Genomic DNA, 15167 nt, shown 5'->3' with positions numbered 1-15167 from the left:
GGCGTCCTGGAGATCCGCAAAGGCTTTGCCGTCCTTGGCGTTGAAGGGGTAGCCCATTCGGGAGGTGGGTTTGGGGGCAACGGTCATCTTTGATGTGCTCCTACAGATTCAACGGGTGAACTGCCAGACCCAGGTCTCGCCATAGGCGTGCGGGCTGGTCCCGGCTGCGGGAATCTAAGGCCCGGATCGAGAGCCGGGCTATAAGGTGAGTCTGAAACTCAGCCGCCGGTCTTTTGGCCCTCCCCTCTTCGCCACACTCTGTGCTGTAGCGAACAGACCCGCTGCCGGATGTTGCCCACACTGCATCACCACTCATCCTCTGCTCCCTGATGCGCTACAGGACCTTCGCATGCCAGCCACCGTGATCCGCAGTGCACACAATCAGCTGATCCAGGGTTTGCCCCCGGGGCAGCGCCTGAGTGTGCTGGCCCATTGCGAAACCGTGGAGCTGAGTTTCGGCAAGGTTTTGTGCGAGGCACGCCAGCCGCTGGAGCACCTGTATTTTCCGCAGACCGCGTTTATCTCCCTGGTGGCGACCCTGCGCGGCCACCCGCCGCTGGAGATGGGCCTGACCGGCAACGAGGGGGTGCTTGGGGCCAGTGTGCTGCTGGGGGTCGAGACGGCGCCGTTGCGCGCGGTGGTCCAGGGCGCCGGTAGTTGCCTGCGCATGGGCCTGGGCCAGTTGCCCCTGGCCCTGGCCGCCAACCCGCTGTTGCGCGCGGCGCTGGATCGCAGCCTGTATCGCCTGCTGCTGCAACTGTCGCAAACGGCGGTGTGCACGCACTTTCATGAAATCGAACCGCGCCTGGCGCTGTGGCTGCTGATGATTCACGACCGCGCCCACGCCGACCATTTCCACCTGACCCATGAGTTCCTCGGCAATATGCTCGGTGTGCGGCGCAGCGGCGTGACCGTGGCCGCGGGGGTCTTGCAGCAGCGCAAGCTGATCCGCTACAGCCGTGGCGAGATCACCATCCTCGACCGCACGGGGCTGGAAGCCGCCGCCTGCGAGTGCTACGCCACGCTGAATCGACAGACGCCGTAGGCCCATTGCCCGATTCTGGACAAGGTCCAGGCAATCGCAGTGCCACTATGTGCGCTAACAGACAGACAAGGCCCGGGCTCCCCTCCAGACTGTCGCGACAGGTATACGGCACAGGCCTTGATGCCTCGCCGGCACTGGTCGCGACACACCGCCTGGCCCCAACAATTTTAGTGAACCAAGCCCATGGAAAGCGAAGACAAGCGCCGGATCACGGAATCGCTGACCCGGCGTGCCGGGGAGAGTCCGAGTGCCCCGCAGGTCGCCGCCGCCACGGTGTCGACCCTGCAGGCTATGGACGCCGCCCTGACGCCTATCATCGGCCAGCGCGGAGTCGCCGCCCTCTACAGGCGCAGCCTGTTCCTCTGCACGCCCGGCTGCGACGGCCTGACGGCGGTGCTTGAAAACGTGCACAGCGTGATGGAGCTGGCGCCACTGGAGCAGTTTCTGGCCGGGCAACACAGCGCCGACACCTTCACCGCCAGCGTCACGCTCCTGACCACGTTCAACGAGTTGCTCGCCACCCTGGTCGGCCCCTCGCTCACCGAACGTCTGCTTCGTTCTGTGTGGGAACACTCTTTTAGCGGTACAGCCCCGCAGGACATTTCGCCATGAGCAGCAAAGTGACAATCAACCGCCTGGCTACCGGGGTTCCAGGCCTGGATGAAGTACTGGGCGGCGGGCTGCCGGAGTTCTCCTTCAACCTGATCGCCGGTCCCCCAGGCTGCGGCAAGACCACCCTGGCCCACCAGATGATGTTCGCCCTGGCCACGCCGGAACGCCCGGCGCTGTACTTCACCGTGCTCGGCGAGCCGCCGCTGAAGATGCTGCGCTACCAGCAGCAGTTCGACTTTTTCGACAGCGAGTCGGTCAACCATTCGGTGCGCTACATCAACCTGGCGGACGACACCCTGGCCGGCGACCTGGACGAAGTGCTGCGGCGCATCGTCGCCGAAGTCGAGGCCCATGGCCCGGCGCTGGTATTCGTCGACTCGTTCCGTTCGGTGGTGCTGGCCAGCCGCACCCAGGACAACCCCAACAACAACCTGCCGCAGTTCGTGCAACAGCTGGGCATGTTGATGACCACCTGGCAGGCCACCACCTTCCTGATTGGCGAGTACTTCACCGAGACCGACACCAACCCGATCTTCACCGTGGCCGACTGCCTGATCTGGCTGCGCCAGAGCGTCCAGCGCAACTCCATGGTGCGCAAGATGGAAATCATGAAGATGCGCGGCCAGCCAACCCTGCCCGGCCTGCACAGTTTTCGCATCAGCCAGGCCGGGGTGAAGATCTTCTCCCCGAGCGCCTGTCACAGCCCGGCACCCGGGGCACTGAGCCCGCAGCCGTTGAGCGAGCGCCTGCCGATGGGCGTGCCGGGCCTCGACGAGATGCTCGGCGGCGGCCTGCCCCGAGGTTATTCACTGCTGGTGGCCGGCCCGTCCGGCTCGGGCAAGAGCATCCTGGCCGCGACCTTCCTCGCCGAAGGCGCGCGCCGGGGCGAGACCGGGGTGATCGCGGTGTTCGAACAACACCCCAATCGCTCCCATAACCCGGGCCTGATGCAGTTGATCGAGTCGGGCCAGGTTGGTCTGGTGGACAGCCGCGCGCCGGACCTGTCGATCGATGAGATCGTCCACCTGCTGCTGGACGAGATCCATCGGCTCAAGGCAACCCGGGTGGTGATCGATTCGCTGTCCGGGTTCGAGCTGGCCCTGGCGCCGACCTTCCGCGAGGACTTTCGCGAGTCGCTGTCGCGCCTGGTCAGCGCCATGGCCCAGGCCGGGGTCAGCGTGCTGATGACCTCGGAACTGGAAGACCGCTACACCGACCTGCGCTTCAGCCCCTATGGCACGGCCTTCATGACCGACGCCATCATCGTCCAGCGCTACATCGAGGTCGACAGCCGCCTGCTGCGGGTGATGGCAGTGGTCAAGGTGCGGGCCAGCACTCACTCCGACCAGTTGCGTCTGTATGACATCGATGACCGCGGGATCCGCATCGGCCAGATGCTGCCCGACCGTGAAGGGTTGCTGGGTGGCCGGCCATCGCGCAAATCGGCGGTGGACGTGCCCTTGCCCCTGCACAGCCTCCCTGAGCAGTGAGCGGCACTTATGAACGATGCCCGCAGCGATAACCCGCGCTCACTGACCGCCGCTCAGCAAGAGCTGGCGCAGTTGCGGGTGCAGACGCTGGAAGTGCGGGCGACCCTGGCACGCCTGCAGGATGAGGTGGTGCAGGCGCAGCGCGGCCCGGCGAATACGTTGCTGGAGGCCAACCAGGAACTGGTGATCCGCCTGCTGCGGGCTCAGGACGAGGCGCAGACGGCGGCCAAGGCGCTGCACGAGATCTCCCACTCGATCGGCATCGATGACCTGACCAACCTGCCCAACCGCCGGCAATTGCTCACCCGCATCGAACACGCCATCGCCAACGCGGTGCGCCTGGGCGATGGCTTTGCCCTGCTGTTTCTCGACCTCAACGACTTCAAGGTGATCAACGATCGCCTTGGCCATGGGGTAGGCGATGCGATGCTCAAGCAAGTCGCGCAGTGCCTCAAGGCCTCGGTTCGCGAGACCGACACCGTGAGCCGCTACGGCGGCGACGAGTTCCTGATCCTGCTCAATAACGTGTCGCGCAAGGCCGATGCGACCCGGGTCGTGGAAAAAATCATCAGTTCCCTGAGTACGCCGTACCACGTCGGCCAGCACGAGTTGAGCCTGAAGGTCAGCATCGGCATCTGCCTGTACCCCGATGACGCCGAGCACCCGCAGCAACTGATCGACCAGGCCGATGCCGCCATGTATCGGGCCAAGCGCCAGGGCAGCGGCGGTTTCGAGTTTCACGACCCACACCTGCTGCCGGGCATCGCCCTGCCAGCGCCTTTCGGTGACATCAGCCACGACCGGCGCGGGAATGAAGCGGAACACCTGCATATCGGGCAATTGCGCGAGGCCAACGAGCAGCTGGTGATGGCCGCCCTCAGCGCCCAGCAGCTGCAATCGGGGGCCGAGCAGGCGTTTCTGCAGCAGAAGGACCTGTTGGCCAAGGTCGCCCATGAACTGCGAACTCCCCTGACCCCGCTGAGCCTGACGGCCGGCATGCTGTTGCGCCTCAAGCATGAGGAGCTGCCGCGGATCCAGGCAATCATCGAGCGCCAGGTGCGGCATATGTCGCGGCTGGTGGAAGACCTGGTGGACGTGTCCCGGGTCAGTGCCGGCAAGTTGCGCCTGGACCGGCAGCCGATCGACCTCGGCGTGATCATCACCGAGGCCCTGGAAACCTGCCATGAGGCAATGGAACTGCGCCGGCAGCAGATCAGGGTGCAACTGCCGAAACAGGAAATCCCCGTCAACGGCGACTCGCTGCGCCTGGCGCAGATCTTCGGCAACCTGTTGGGCAATGCCTCCAAGTACACGCCGCTGGAAGGTGAGATCGCGCTTTCGGTGCATGTCGCCGAGGGGGCCGTGGAAGTCATCATCAGCGACACCGGGATCGGTATCTCGGCCGCCATGCTGCCTTTTATCTTCGAGCCCTATGTGCAGGATGTGCACGCCATGAAGTTCGATGGCGGTGGGCTCGGCATCGGCCTGACGGTGGTCCGCGAGCTGGTGCTGGCCCACGACGGCCACGTCTCGGCCCACAGTGCCGGGCCGGGCCTGGGCAGTCAGTTCGTGCTCAAGTTGCCACTGCTGGGGTGCACAGTCGAGGCCTGAAACCCCACAGTTACTGGGGTTACAGGGCCAGCGGCGGCGCTGCCCGCGCGCCTGCGGCGCAATGTCGCACGGAACAGGCATGGGGCCAGCCTTGCGCAAACCGCATCTGCCCACCGCCGGTTTTTCCTTGGTCTGCGTGCAGCCCGCCCACAGCAGTGCCTGCGCGGTTTTTCAGGTGGTCGCGAGGGCTGCCGGCGCAGCGTTGATCCAGGGCCTGGCGTGGCGGTTCGGGGGCGGGCCGCGGTGACCTGTCGTCGTGCTCCGGCGCCCCAACGGCCCGGGGTTTGTTAATATCCGCGGCCTTGAAACAAACCCACCGCCTGGCCTTCTTCGACTGCCAGCCTTGGCAAAGGGCAGTAATGCATGAGTGTTTTAGTCACCCGCCGCAAAGTGATTGCCGGCATGGGCCTGCTGGGCCTGGGCCTGCTCGCCGGCTGCGACAGCAGCAGCAAACTCTCCTACAAGTACGGCAAGGACTTGAGCGACAAGATCCTCGGCCGGACCTTCAAGCTGCGCGACACCGACGGCAATCAGAAGCTGCTGTCGAGCTACCGGGGCCTGATGCCCATGGTCTTCTTCGGCTTCACCCAATGCCCGGCGGTCTGCCCCACGGCACTGGCGCGGGCGGTGCAGGCCAAGAAGTTGATGGGGCGCGACGGTGATCGCCTGCAGGTGATCTTCATCACCCTGGACCCGGAGCGCGATACGCCCGAGGTACTCAAGGCCTACGTCAAGGCCTTCGACCCCAGTTTCGAGGCGCTGTACGGCACCCTGGAAGAAACCGCGGAGACCGCCAAGGAGTTCGGCGTGTTCTATGAAAAGATCCCCAGCGGCTCGACCTACACCCTGTCCCACAGCGCCACCAGTTTTGTCTTCGACTCCCGCGGCGTACTGCGCCTGGGGCTGTCCCCTTCCCTTACCGCGCAGGAATGCGCGGAAGATCTGCTTACCGTGATGGAGGTCTGCTGATGCACCCCGCCCCTCGTAACCCTGCTTTTGCCCGCCGCGCCAAACAGGCCGTGGCCATTCTTTCGCTGCTGGGCCTGGCCTGGCACGCGTCGGCCCAGACCCGGGTCGACGACGCCTGGGTCCGCGCCACCGTACCCGGCCAGCAGGCCACCGGCGCGTTCATGACCCTGACCGCCGACAGCGACAGCAAACTGCTGAGCGTGCAATCGCCGGTGGCCAAGACCGTGCAGATCCACCAATCGAGCATGAACAACGACGTGATGCGCATGGAAGCCGTGCAAGCGGTGGACCTGCCGGCCGGCAAGGCGGTCAACTTCGACCCCCACGGCTATCACGTGATGCTGATCGACCTGGTGGCCCAGGTGAAGGAAGGCGACCAGGTGCCGCTGACCCTGACGGTGCAGAACGCCAAGGGCGAGCAGGAGTCGATCCAGCTCCAGGCGCCGGTGCGGGCGCTGAACATGCCTGAGCACCACATGCAGCACTGAGCCTTGATCGGGTAATGCCAGCGGCCTTGAATCCTCCCGGATCAAGGCCGTTTTGCTGTGTGCGGCCCGGTGCCACGTCCCTCTGACAGCCCTGCTCCCGAGCCTCAAGTACAGCGCTGAACCCGACAAAACCTGTACTAAAGAACCATTGTCAGACAAAAACCTGTTTGCTATTCAGTGCGGCCTCTTTTTGAGCCCCACCCGCAGGCGTGTGTTGCCCCTGTAAGCGGTCTGGCCAATACCCGTTTCGAGACCCTGACGATGATAGAAAACTCCGATGTGATGTACCGCCTGCTGGTACAGAGCGTGATCGACTACGCCATTTATAGGCTGACCCCGGACGGCATCGTCTGTAACTGGAATGCCGGGGCCCAACGGGCCAAGGGCTACACCTCGGAAGAAATCGTCGGCGAGCATTTCTCGGTGTTTTACGACCCCGTGGAACAGGCTGCCCAGACCCCGCAACAGAACCTGGATACCGCCCGCGACACCGGGCGCTTCGAAGCCGAGGGCTGGCGCCTGCGCAAGGACGGCAGCTCGTTCTGGGCCCGCGTGGTGATCGATGCCATCCATGACGATGACGGGCAGTTGGTCGGCTTCGCCAAAATCACCCGCGACATCACCGAACGCCGCCAATATGAAATGGACCTGCTGCAGGCCAAGGAACTGGCGGAAAGCCAAAGCGAGAAAATGGCCTCGCTGTCGATGTTCCTCGATTCGGTGATCTCCAACATCCCGTCCAGCGTCATGGTGCAGGACGTCGCCACACGGCAGATCCTGCTGGCCAATCCCCAGGCCGAACGCCTGTTCGGCAACGAGCGCCGGCACATGATCGGGCGCACCGCCAGCGACTGCATGGCGCCGGCCATCGCCGGCTATATCGAACATCTCACCGAGCATTGCCTGCACCACGACGGCCTGCACCTGACCGAAGATCGCCTGGACACCCAGTCGGGCACGCGCACCCTGCGCACCCGCACCCTGCTCAGCAAAAGCACCGAGGCCCGTGGCAACTATGTGTTGCAGATCGCCGATGACGTCACCGATGAAATCGCCGCCCATGCCCAGATCCATCACATGGCCCACCACGACGAACTCACCGGCCTGCCCAACCGCACCCTGTTCCATGCCTGCCTCGACGAAGCCCTCAAAGAAGGCAGCCGGCGGCAGAACCTGACGGCGGCGCTGTGCCTGGACCTGGACAACTTCAAGAACATCAACGACGCCCTGGGCCATGCCTTCGGCGATCGCCTGCTGCGGGCCCTGGGCCAGCGCCTGCGCGGCGTGCTGCGCGACCAGGACACCCTGGCGCGGCTGGGGGGCGATGAGTTCGCCATTGTCCTGCCCCACCTCGCCAGTGCCGAAGACGCCCAGAGCACCGCGCGCCGCTTGATCGAGGCAGTCGCCCCGCCCTTCCTGATCGATGGCCACAGCTTTGCCGTGGGCCTGAGCCTGGGCATCGCCATCGCCCCCGACGACCACAACACCCCGGAGCAACTGCTGCGCTACGCCGACATGGCGCTGTATGAAGCCAAGCGCAACGGCCGCAACCGCTATGAACTGTTCCGCGCCGAGCTGGATGAAGCGGCACGCCGGCGCCGCGTGATGGAGACCGACCTGCGCACCGCCCTGCACCTGGGGCAGTTGCAGCTGTATTACCAGCCGATCATCGGCCAGCACGACCAGCAGATTTCCGGCTACGAGGCCCTGATGCGCTGGCAGCACCCGAGCAAGGGGCTGATCATGCCGATGGACTTTATCCCCATCGCCGAAGAAACCGGGCTGATCCACGAGATCGGCGCCCGCGCCCTGAACCTGGCCTGCCAGGAAGCCGCGAGCTGGGCCACCGAGCAATCGGTGGCGGTCAACCTGTCGCCGATCCAATTCAAGAACAACGATCTGCTGGGCATCGTGCAACTGGCCCTGGCCGACTCGGGGCTGGCACCGTCGCGCCTGGAACTGGAGATCACCGAGTCGGTGCTGCTGGACAACAGCGAAGGCAACCTGCGGACCTTGCAGGCCCTCAAGGAATTGGGGGTGTGCATCGCCCTCGATGACTTCGGCACCGGCTATTCGTCACTGGGCTACCTGCGCTCGTTCCCCTTCGACCGGATCAAGATCGACAAATCCTTTGTCAAGGACATGGGCCAGAGCCGCGAGGCGCTGTCGATCATCCGCGCCATCACCGGGATGAGCAGCAGCCTGCTGATCAAGACCACCGCCGAAGGTGTGGAGACCCACGAACAGTTCAACCAGTTGCAGGCCGAAGGCTGTTCGCACTTCCAGGGCTACCTGTTCGGCCACCCGCGCCCGGCGGCGGAGCGCTGCAAGAAACTGCCGTGACCCGGCGCCGGGCCGGGCCTACCCCTGGCCCAGGGGCTTGACCGCCAGCACGCTGCCGGGCATCGAGTACAGCGCACGCTCGGTGGTGCTGCCGATCAGCCGGCCAAAGCCGCTACGGTGCACGGTGCCCATGACCACCACGTCCACCAGAAACTCGTCGACGAACTCGGCGATGGTCGGCACCGGCGGGCCCATGACGAAATGCCGCTGTTCGGGCGGCACCCCGTATTGCTCGGCCAGGGCGATAAAGGCGCGGTGCAGGGATTCGCGCAACTCTTCCATGATGTTGCTGGCCTAGGCGGACGCCGTCATCGGCACCTCGGGGTTGAAGGCCGGAGTCAGGTCGTAGGCGTACAGCAGGTGCAACTGCGCGTCGCATTGCAGGGCCAGGGCATTGGCGGTCTGAATGATCTGGCCGTTGTGGCCGCTGATCAGGGTGTCGGGATCGGCCGGGTCGACGGCGGCAACGATGCGCCGTGGCAGCGCATGGGCCACCTGATTGACCAGGTGCACCGGCACCGGGCATTCGCGCAGCAGGTGACAATCGATGGGGGTCACGAACGCGCGCTTCAGTGCCGATTCCAGCACCACATCCTTGATCAGCAGGTCCGGCTGAAACTCCGCGACATACTGCAACATGTCCTTGAGCGGCTCTGCGGTCCAGACCACCTGGGTGGTGACCTTGACCCCCTGCTCGCGCATCCACTGCGCCTCCACCTGCAACCAGTGTTCGGCCCGTTGCAGGTAACGCTCGCGCGCCGCGTCACTCATGCGCTCCTCCCACAGGTGGATGCGCGGCGGCGGCTCGACAAATATCAGCGCATGCAGGCTCGCCTCACTGGCCAGGGCCAGGGCGGCGGCACGCCGCGCGGCGGGTGAGCGGTGCTGCTCGGGGTCGACGATCAACAACAGGCGCTGATACTGGCTCATTTTTTCTCTCCATGACCTTGAGTGTCGGGTATGGAGCCCATGGTGAGCGCTCTGCCGGCGCGACACTTGATCTCCATCAAGCCAGTGCCGCGCCGAGCGTCATCCGCCACTCAGGGGGTAATGGCAATCTTCATGACGCCATCGCGCTGATGGGCGAAGAGCTCATACGCGGCCTCGATGTCATCCAGCTTGAAGCGGTGGGTGACCAGCGGCGAGAGGTCGACGCAGCCGCTGGCGACCACTTCCATCAAGCGCCGCATGCGCTCCTTGCCGCCCGGGCACAGGGTGCTGACGATGCTCAGGTCGCCGAGGCCGGCGGCAAAGGCATCGAGAGGGATATGCAGGTCGCTGGAATACACCCCCAGGCTCGACAGCGTGCCGCCCGGGCGCAGCACCCGCAGCGCCGACTCGAAAGTGCCCTGGGTGCCGAGCGCCTCGATGGCCACGTCCACCCCACGGCCCTGGGTCAGGGCCATGATCTGCTGCACCACGTCGCCGTTCTTGAAATCCACCACATGGGTCGCGCCCAGGCCACGGGCGACCTGCATGCGCTCGGCCACGGTGTCGATGCCGATGATGGTGGTCGCGCCCTTGAGCCGCGCCCCGGCCACCGCACACAGGCCGATCGGCCCTAGGGCGAACACCGCCACCGTGTCGCCGATATCCACCGCGCCGCGCTCGGCCCCGGAGAACCCGGTGGACATAATGTCCGGGCACATCAGCACCTGTTCGTCGCTGAGGCCATCGGGGATCGGGCACAGGTTGGCCAGGGCATCCGGCACCAGCACGTATTCGGCCTGGCAGCCGTCGATGGTGTTGCCGAACTTCCAGCCGCCGGCGGCCCGGAAACCGTGGCGGGTATCGGGTCCATCCTGGGCGCCGCAGCCGCAGAGGCAAGCGAAACTCTGGCCGCTGGGAGTGATGGCGCCGGCAATCACCCGCTGACCCTCGCTGAACCCGCGCACCTGGGAACCCAGGCGTTCAATGATGCCCACCGGTTCGTGGCCGATGGTCAGGCCCTTGGCCACCGGGTACTCGCCGCGCAGGATGTGCACGTCGGTGCCGCAGATGGTGGTGGTGGTAATGCGCACCAGCGCATCCAGCGGGCCGACCTCAGGGATGGTCTTGTCTTCGAGCACGATCCGGTTTTTCTCGACGAATACCGCCGCCTTCATCTTGGCCATGAGCATGATCTCCTGTTGGATTGAGCGATCACTACAGGCTGCGCCCCAGGCGCCACCCAGGGGTTGATCATGGTCAACAAAGCGCGGATTGACAGCCGCGGATGCTCCCTGAAGCCTGCCCAGCGCTCTATTGCGGGGCTTACGCGTGGATCGGAGCGCTGCTATTGCGACGAACGGCGAGTTGCAGAAAGGCCGCCGAGGCTAAAGCGCACAACGCGCCCAGGGCGATGGTTGCACTGTAGCTCTGGTACAGATCGAACAGCAGCCCGCCCAGACTGCCTCCGGCCAACGCCGCAACGCCCACCGAGACATACAGCGCACCGAGGATGGCCCCCAGGTTTGCGGTGCCGAACCAGCCAGCCGCCACAGACGGATAGAGGGCGATGCAACCGCCATTGGCCAGGCCGAACAACAGCGCGAACAGGCCGAGGGTCACTGGGGTCTGGGCGCCCAGCCACAGCCCATTGAGCCCGCCCAGGATCAGGGTCAGTACCAGCAGCAGGCGGTGGGCGCCGATGCGGTCACCCAGGCGCCCTAAAAACCGGCGCCCGACAATATTGCCGACGCCGATCAGGCCAATGAACAGGTTGGCCTGCGCGCTCGATACGCCCAGCGCCCGTGCATAAGGGTTGATATGCACCAGGGCGCTGAACAGCCCCACGGAACCCAGGAAAATCGCCACGAAGTAACACCAGAAACGCGCCGTGCCGAGGGCTTCCCCCAGACGCATGCCCTGAGGCGTGCCAACACCCGGGCCCGGCGCGCCGACGCCGGGCCTGGCGCCATCCGGCAACAAGCCCAGGGCCTGGGGCGAGCGCCGGACCAGCAGCGCCATGGGCAAGCCAACCAGGGCTATCACCAGGGCAAAGATGCGCAGCGTCGACTCCCACGACAGGTGCTGCATCAGCAAACCGGCCGCCACCGGCCCGATAAACGTACCGACCCCGGTGCCCGCCAGCGCGATGCCCGACGCCTGGTTGCGCTGGATGACAAACCAGCGCTGCACGGTCGCGACCAGGGGCACATACACCAGGCCGACACCCAGCCCGACCAGCGAGCAGAACAGGGCAATAAACAGCGACAACGAGCCGGATGCATAGCTGCTGAAGAAAAACCCCAGGGCCAGCAACACCACCCCGGCCCCCACCACGGCCCGGGGCGAGGTGCGATCGGCCAGGGCCCCGGAAAAAACCCCGGCGCCGTAATAGATAAACGCCGTCAGTGAAAACACCGAGGCCACGGAAAAGCGCCCGACGGCAAAGCTGTCCTGAATGGGCACGAAGAACGCGCCAAAGGAGTACGCCGCGCCAAAAATCAGGGTCAGCAGCACATGCGCCGCACCCACCAGATACCACCCTGGAAATACTCTGGATTTCATCCTGTCGATCCTGCGTCTGCCTGAGACCCTTGGAGGTCGCGCCCGCGCCCCTCATGTATATACAACCATATGCAAGTTTTCGACCAAGCGAATCCAGCGCCCTGCACTCACCGTCGACAGGCTAAAAAATCATTGATTAACAGTGGGTTGAGCGCCTGAAGTGGTGTTCGGGGTCGGGGGCTTGTCACTGCAGCATCGGGCCGGCATGCGGTGTTTGGTAACGGCCATGACCTGAAATGAATCTGTACTGCGGCACACCTCCGCGCCTGCCCCAGCACGCTTGCCTGGCAATAGGTGGGTCCCACAACCGGATGATCGGCAGAAATCCGTACTTGTTAGAAAATATTACATGAATCATATTACACACATAATATTTCAGCCTCGGATGCCCTCCCATGACCAGCCTGTCCGCCGCCACCGAAACCGCCATCACCCCGCCACCGGCCCCACCGCGCCGACGCAAACCCCTGCTGTTCGGCGCCCTGGGCCTGGCTGCCCTGGTGGCGCTGGGGCTGTACGCCGAGCACTGGTGGAGCGCCGGGCGTTTTATCGAAACCACCGACGACGCCTACATCGGCGGCGATGTGACGGTGATCGGGCCCAAGGTCGCCGGGTATATCGAGCAGGTGCTGGTCAGCGATAACCAGCGGGTACAGGCCGGTGATCTGCTGATTCGTCTGGATTCGCGGGACTACCGCGCCAACCTGGACAAGGCCGAAGGCGCGGTGGCCGGCCAAGAAGCGCTGCTGGCCAACCTGGACGCCACCGAGCAATTGCAGCACGCGGTGATTGGCCAGGCCCGGGCCGGGATCGACGCCACGGGGGCGGAGATGAGCCGCTCGCGGGAAGACAATGCGCGCTACAAACGCCTGGTGGGCAGCTCGGCGGTGTCGGTGGAAAGCGCCCAGCGCGCCGATGCCACGTTCAAGACCGCCCAGGCCCTGAACGCCCGGGCCGAGGCTGAGTTGCTGGCCAGCCAGCGCCAGTTACAGGTGATTGCCACGCAAAAACTCCAGGCACGCGCCGCGTTGATGCAGGCCCGGGCCGAACGCGACCTGGCGCGCCTGAACCTGGCCTACACCGAGCTGCGGGCGCCCGTGGACGGGGTGATCGGCAACCGCCGCGCGCGTCCCGGCGCCTATGCCCAGGCCGGCTCGCAACTGCTGTCGCTGGTGCCGGCCAGCGGCCTGTGGGTAGACGCCAATTTCAAGGAAGACCAGCTCGAACACATGCTCCCCGGCCAACGGGTGGTGATTCGTGCCGACGTGCTGCCCGGGCGTGAATTCCACGGTCACCTCGACAGCCTGGCACCGGCCACCGGCGCGCAGTTCAGCGTGCTGCCACCGGAAAACGCCACCGGCAACTTCACCAAGATCGTGCAACGGGTGCCGGTGCGGGTGATCCTCGACCCGGCGGACGGCGTGCTTGGCCAACTGCGCCCGGGGCTGTCGGTGAACGCGGCGGTCAACACCCTGCATGAAGACCCCGCGCCGGCCTCGGCCGTGGCCCAGGCCAGCGCGCCATGAGTCGCGCCCTCGCCGCTCCGGCGTTGCCCTTCGATGCCGCGAGCATGGCCACCGCGACCAAGGTCTTCGCCTTTGCCAGCATGTGCATCGGCATGTTTATCGCCCTGCTGGATATCCAGATCGTCTCGGCGTCGCTGCGGGATATCGGCGGCGGCCTGTCGGCCGGCACCGATGAAACCGCCTGGGTCCAGACCAGCTACCTGATTGCCGAGATCATCGTGATCCCGCTGTCCGGCTGGCTGTCGCGGGTGTTCTCCACACGCTGGCTGTTCTGCGCCTCGGCCGTGGGCTTCACCCTGGCCAGCCTGCTCTGCGGCGCGGCCTGGAACATCCAGAGCATGATCGCCTTTCGCGCCCTGCAAGGCTTTCTCGGCGGCTCGATGATCCCCCTGGTGTTCACCACCGCGTTCTTTTTCTTCACCGGCAAGCAGCGGGTGATTGCCGCCGCCACCATCGGCGCAGTGGCGTCTCTGGCGCCGACCCTGGGCCCGGTGATCGGTGGCTGGATCACCGATGTTTCATCCTGGCACTGGCTGTTCTACATCAACCTGGTGCCGGGGATTTTCGTCGCCGTGGCGGTGCCGATGCTGGTCAAGATCGACCAGCCGGAGCTGTCGCTGCTCAAGGGCGCCGACTACCTGAGCATGGTCTTTCTCGCGCTGTTTCTCGGCTGCCTGGAATACACCCTGGAGGAAGGCCCGCGCTGGAACTGGTTCAGCGACAGCACCATCCTCTGCACGGCGTGGATCTCCGGGCTGGCCGGGCTGGCGTTTATCGGCCGGACCCTGCACGTGGCCAACCCGATTGTCGACCTGCGGGCGCTCAAGGACCGCAACTTCGCCCTCGGCTGTTTCTTTTCGTTCGTCACCGGCATCGGCCTGTTCGCGACCATTTACCTGACCCCGCTGTTCCTCGGCCGGGTCCGTGGCTACAGCGCCCTGGACATCGGCATGGCGGTGTTTTCCACGGGGGTGTTCCAGATCCTGGCGATCCCGCTCTACGCCTTCCTCGCCAACCGTCTCGACCTGCGCTGGATCATGATGACCGGGCTGGGGTTGTTTGCCCTGTCGATGTGGGACTTCAGCCCGATCACCCACGACTGGGGCGCCCGCGAACTGTTGCTGCCCCAGGCACTGCGCGGCATTGCCCAGCAACTGGCGGTGCCACCGGCGGTGACCCTGACCCTCGGCGGCCTGTCCCAGGCCCGGCTGAAACATGCCTCGGGGCTGTTCAACCTGATGCGCAACCTGGGCGGGGCGATCGGCATCGCAGCCTGCGCCACCGTCCTCAATGACCGCACCAACCTGCACTTCACCCGTCTCGCCGAGCACCTGAACAGCAGCAACGAGGCGCTCAACCAGTGGCTGGCCACGGTCGGCGGCAACTTCGCCAGCCAAAGCCTGGGCGGCGACGCCGGGCTTAATGCCAGCCTGCATCAACTGTGGCTGCTGACCTACCGCGAGGCGCAGACGCAAACCTATGGCGATGCGTTTTTGATGATCATGCTGTGCTTTATCGTCGCCACTGCCATGGTGCCGCTGATGCGCAAGGTGGCACCGCCCACGGCCCCGGTGGCCGATCACTGAGGCCC

At 65.2% G+C, this 15167-nt stretch carries 11 protein-coding genes and 1 pseudogene; 9 read left to right on the top strand and 3 right to left on the bottom strand.

All coding sequences use genetic code 11. The features are described 5' to 3' along the window. The first annotated feature begins 349 nt into the window (after nucleotides 1-349). From ACOZJV_RS33940 to ACOZJV_RS33910, 7 genes are all read left to right on the top strand, one after another. Nucleotides 350-1045 carry a Crp/Fnr family transcriptional regulator gene (locus ACOZJV_RS33940; RefSeq protein WP_421549539.1) on the top strand — a complete coding sequence of 232 codons (696 nt, stop codon included), beginning with the start codon at nucleotides 350-352 and terminating at the stop codon, nucleotides 1043-1045. Nucleotides 1046-1228: 183 nt separating this feature from the next. Continuing rightward, nucleotides 1229-1657 carry a hypothetical protein gene (locus ACOZJV_RS33935; protein WP_238596250.1) on the top strand — a complete coding sequence of 143 codons (429 nt, stop codon included), beginning with the start codon at nucleotides 1229-1231 and terminating at the stop codon, nucleotides 1655-1657. Further along, a complete protein-coding gene (locus tag ACOZJV_RS33930; RefSeq protein WP_421549538.1) occupies nucleotides 1654-3147 on the top strand; it encodes an RAD55 family ATPase in 1494 nt (497 codons plus the stop codon). The genes ACOZJV_RS33935 and ACOZJV_RS33930 overlap by 4 nt, the downstream gene beginning before the upstream one ends. A gap of 9 nt (nucleotides 3148-3156) precedes the next feature. Beyond that, nucleotides 3157-4758, top strand: coding sequence for a diguanylate cyclase domain-containing protein (locus ACOZJV_RS33925; protein WP_421549537.1), 1602 nt, complete (start codon nucleotides 3157-3159; stop codon nucleotides 4756-4758). A gap of 363 nt (nucleotides 4759-5121) precedes the next feature. After that, on the top strand, nucleotides 5122-5727 hold the full coding sequence (locus ACOZJV_RS33920; RefSeq protein WP_020296877.1) for an SCO family protein: 606 nt from the start codon (nucleotides 5122-5124) through the stop codon (nucleotides 5725-5727). Further along, nucleotides 5727-6215, top strand: coding sequence for a copper chaperone PCu(A)C (locus ACOZJV_RS33915; RefSeq protein WP_078473966.1), 489 nt, complete (start codon nucleotides 5727-5729; stop codon nucleotides 6213-6215). Before ACOZJV_RS33920 ends, ACOZJV_RS33915 begins: the two co-directional genes overlap by 1 nt. A gap of 255 nt (nucleotides 6216-6470) precedes the next feature. Continuing rightward, nucleotides 6471-8558 carry a sensor domain-containing protein gene (locus ACOZJV_RS33910; protein WP_421549541.1) on the top strand — a complete coding sequence of 696 codons (2088 nt, stop codon included), beginning with the start codon at nucleotides 6471-6473 and terminating at the stop codon, nucleotides 8556-8558. Nucleotides 8559-8576: 18 nt separating this feature from the next. On the opposite strand, the pseudogene ACOZJV_RS33905 reads toward ACOZJV_RS33910, so the two are convergent. From ACOZJV_RS33905 to ACOZJV_RS33895, 3 genes and pseudogenes are all read right to left on the bottom strand, one after another. Further along, a pseudogene (locus tag ACOZJV_RS33905) lies at nucleotides 8577-9488 on the bottom strand (universal stress protein). A 110-nt stretch (nucleotides 9489-9598) separates the two neighbouring features. Then, complete coding sequence (locus tag ACOZJV_RS33900) at nucleotides 9599-10672, bottom strand: NAD(P)-dependent alcohol dehydrogenase (RefSeq protein WP_020296873.1); 1074 nt, start codon at nucleotides 10670-10672, stop codon at nucleotides 9599-9601. Between the two features lie 139 nt (nucleotides 10673-10811). Beyond that, nucleotides 10812-12050 carry an MFS transporter gene (locus ACOZJV_RS33895; RefSeq protein WP_421549536.1) on the bottom strand — a complete coding sequence of 413 codons (1239 nt, stop codon included), beginning with the start codon at nucleotides 12048-12050 and terminating at the stop codon, nucleotides 10812-10814. 395 nt (nucleotides 12051-12445) lie between these two features. Between ACOZJV_RS33895 and ACOZJV_RS33890 the strand changes: the two genes are divergently transcribed. Together ACOZJV_RS33890 and ACOZJV_RS33885 are read left to right on the top strand one after the other, a co-directional pair. Beyond that, nucleotides 12446-13576 (top strand): HlyD family secretion protein, encoded by a 1131-nt coding sequence (locus tag ACOZJV_RS33890; RefSeq protein WP_421549535.1) that lies wholly within the window; start codon nucleotides 12446-12448, stop codon nucleotides 13574-13576. After that, on the top strand, nucleotides 13573-15162 hold the full coding sequence (locus ACOZJV_RS33885; RefSeq protein WP_078473962.1) for a DHA2 family efflux MFS transporter permease subunit: 1590 nt from the start codon (nucleotides 13573-13575) through the stop codon (nucleotides 15160-15162). The genes ACOZJV_RS33890 and ACOZJV_RS33885 overlap by 4 nt, the downstream gene beginning before the upstream one ends. Nucleotides 15163-15167: the final 5 nt, after the last annotated feature.

Origin of the sequence: Pseudomonas sp. QD4, assembly GCF_049199125.1 — a bacterium.
Taxonomy (GTDB): domain Bacteria; phylum Pseudomonadota; class Gammaproteobacteria; order Pseudomonadales; family Pseudomonadaceae; genus Aquipseudomonas.
The sequence above is the reverse complement of the archived record's forward strand: the minus strand, read 5'-3'. Positions and strand labels throughout refer to the sequence as shown.

What these genes read in the sequence shown, in the direction of transcription:
- ACOZJV_RS33930 (WP_421549538.1), top strand. Translation starts at nt 1,654, where the DNA reads ATGAGCAGCAAAGTGACAATCAACCGCCTGGCTACCGGGGTTCCAGGC.
- ACOZJV_RS33890 (WP_421549535.1), top strand. Translation starts at nt 12,446, where the DNA reads ATGACCAGCCTGTCCGCCGCCACCGAAACCGCCATCACCCCGCCACCG.
- ACOZJV_RS33925 (WP_421549537.1), top strand. Translation starts at nt 3,157, where the DNA reads ATGAACGATGCCCGCAGCGATAACCCGCGCTCACTGACCGCCGCTCAG.
- ACOZJV_RS33885 (WP_078473962.1), top strand. Translation starts at nt 13,573, where the DNA reads ATGAGTCGCGCCCTCGCCGCTCCGGCGTTGCCCTTCGATGCCGCGAGC.
- ACOZJV_RS33900 (WP_020296873.1), bottom strand. Translation starts at nt 10,672, where the DNA reads ATGGCCAAGATGAAGGCGGCGGTATTCGTCGAGAAAAACCGGATCGTG.
- ACOZJV_RS33935 (WP_238596250.1), top strand. Translation starts at nt 1,229, where the DNA reads ATGGAAAGCGAAGACAAGCGCCGGATCACGGAATCGCTGACCCGGCGT.
- ACOZJV_RS33915 (WP_078473966.1), top strand. Translation starts at nt 5,727, where the DNA reads ATGCACCCCGCCCCTCGTAACCCTGCTTTTGCCCGCCGCGCCAAACAG.
- ACOZJV_RS33940 (WP_421549539.1), top strand. Translation starts at nt 350, where the DNA reads ATGCCAGCCACCGTGATCCGCAGTGCACACAATCAGCTGATCCAGGGT.
- ACOZJV_RS33895 (WP_421549536.1), bottom strand. Translation starts at nt 12,050, where the DNA reads ATGAAATCCAGAGTATTTCCAGGGTGGTATCTGGTGGGTGCGGCGCAT.
- ACOZJV_RS33920 (WP_020296877.1), top strand. Translation starts at nt 5,122, where the DNA reads ATGAGTGTTTTAGTCACCCGCCGCAAAGTGATTGCCGGCATGGGCCTG.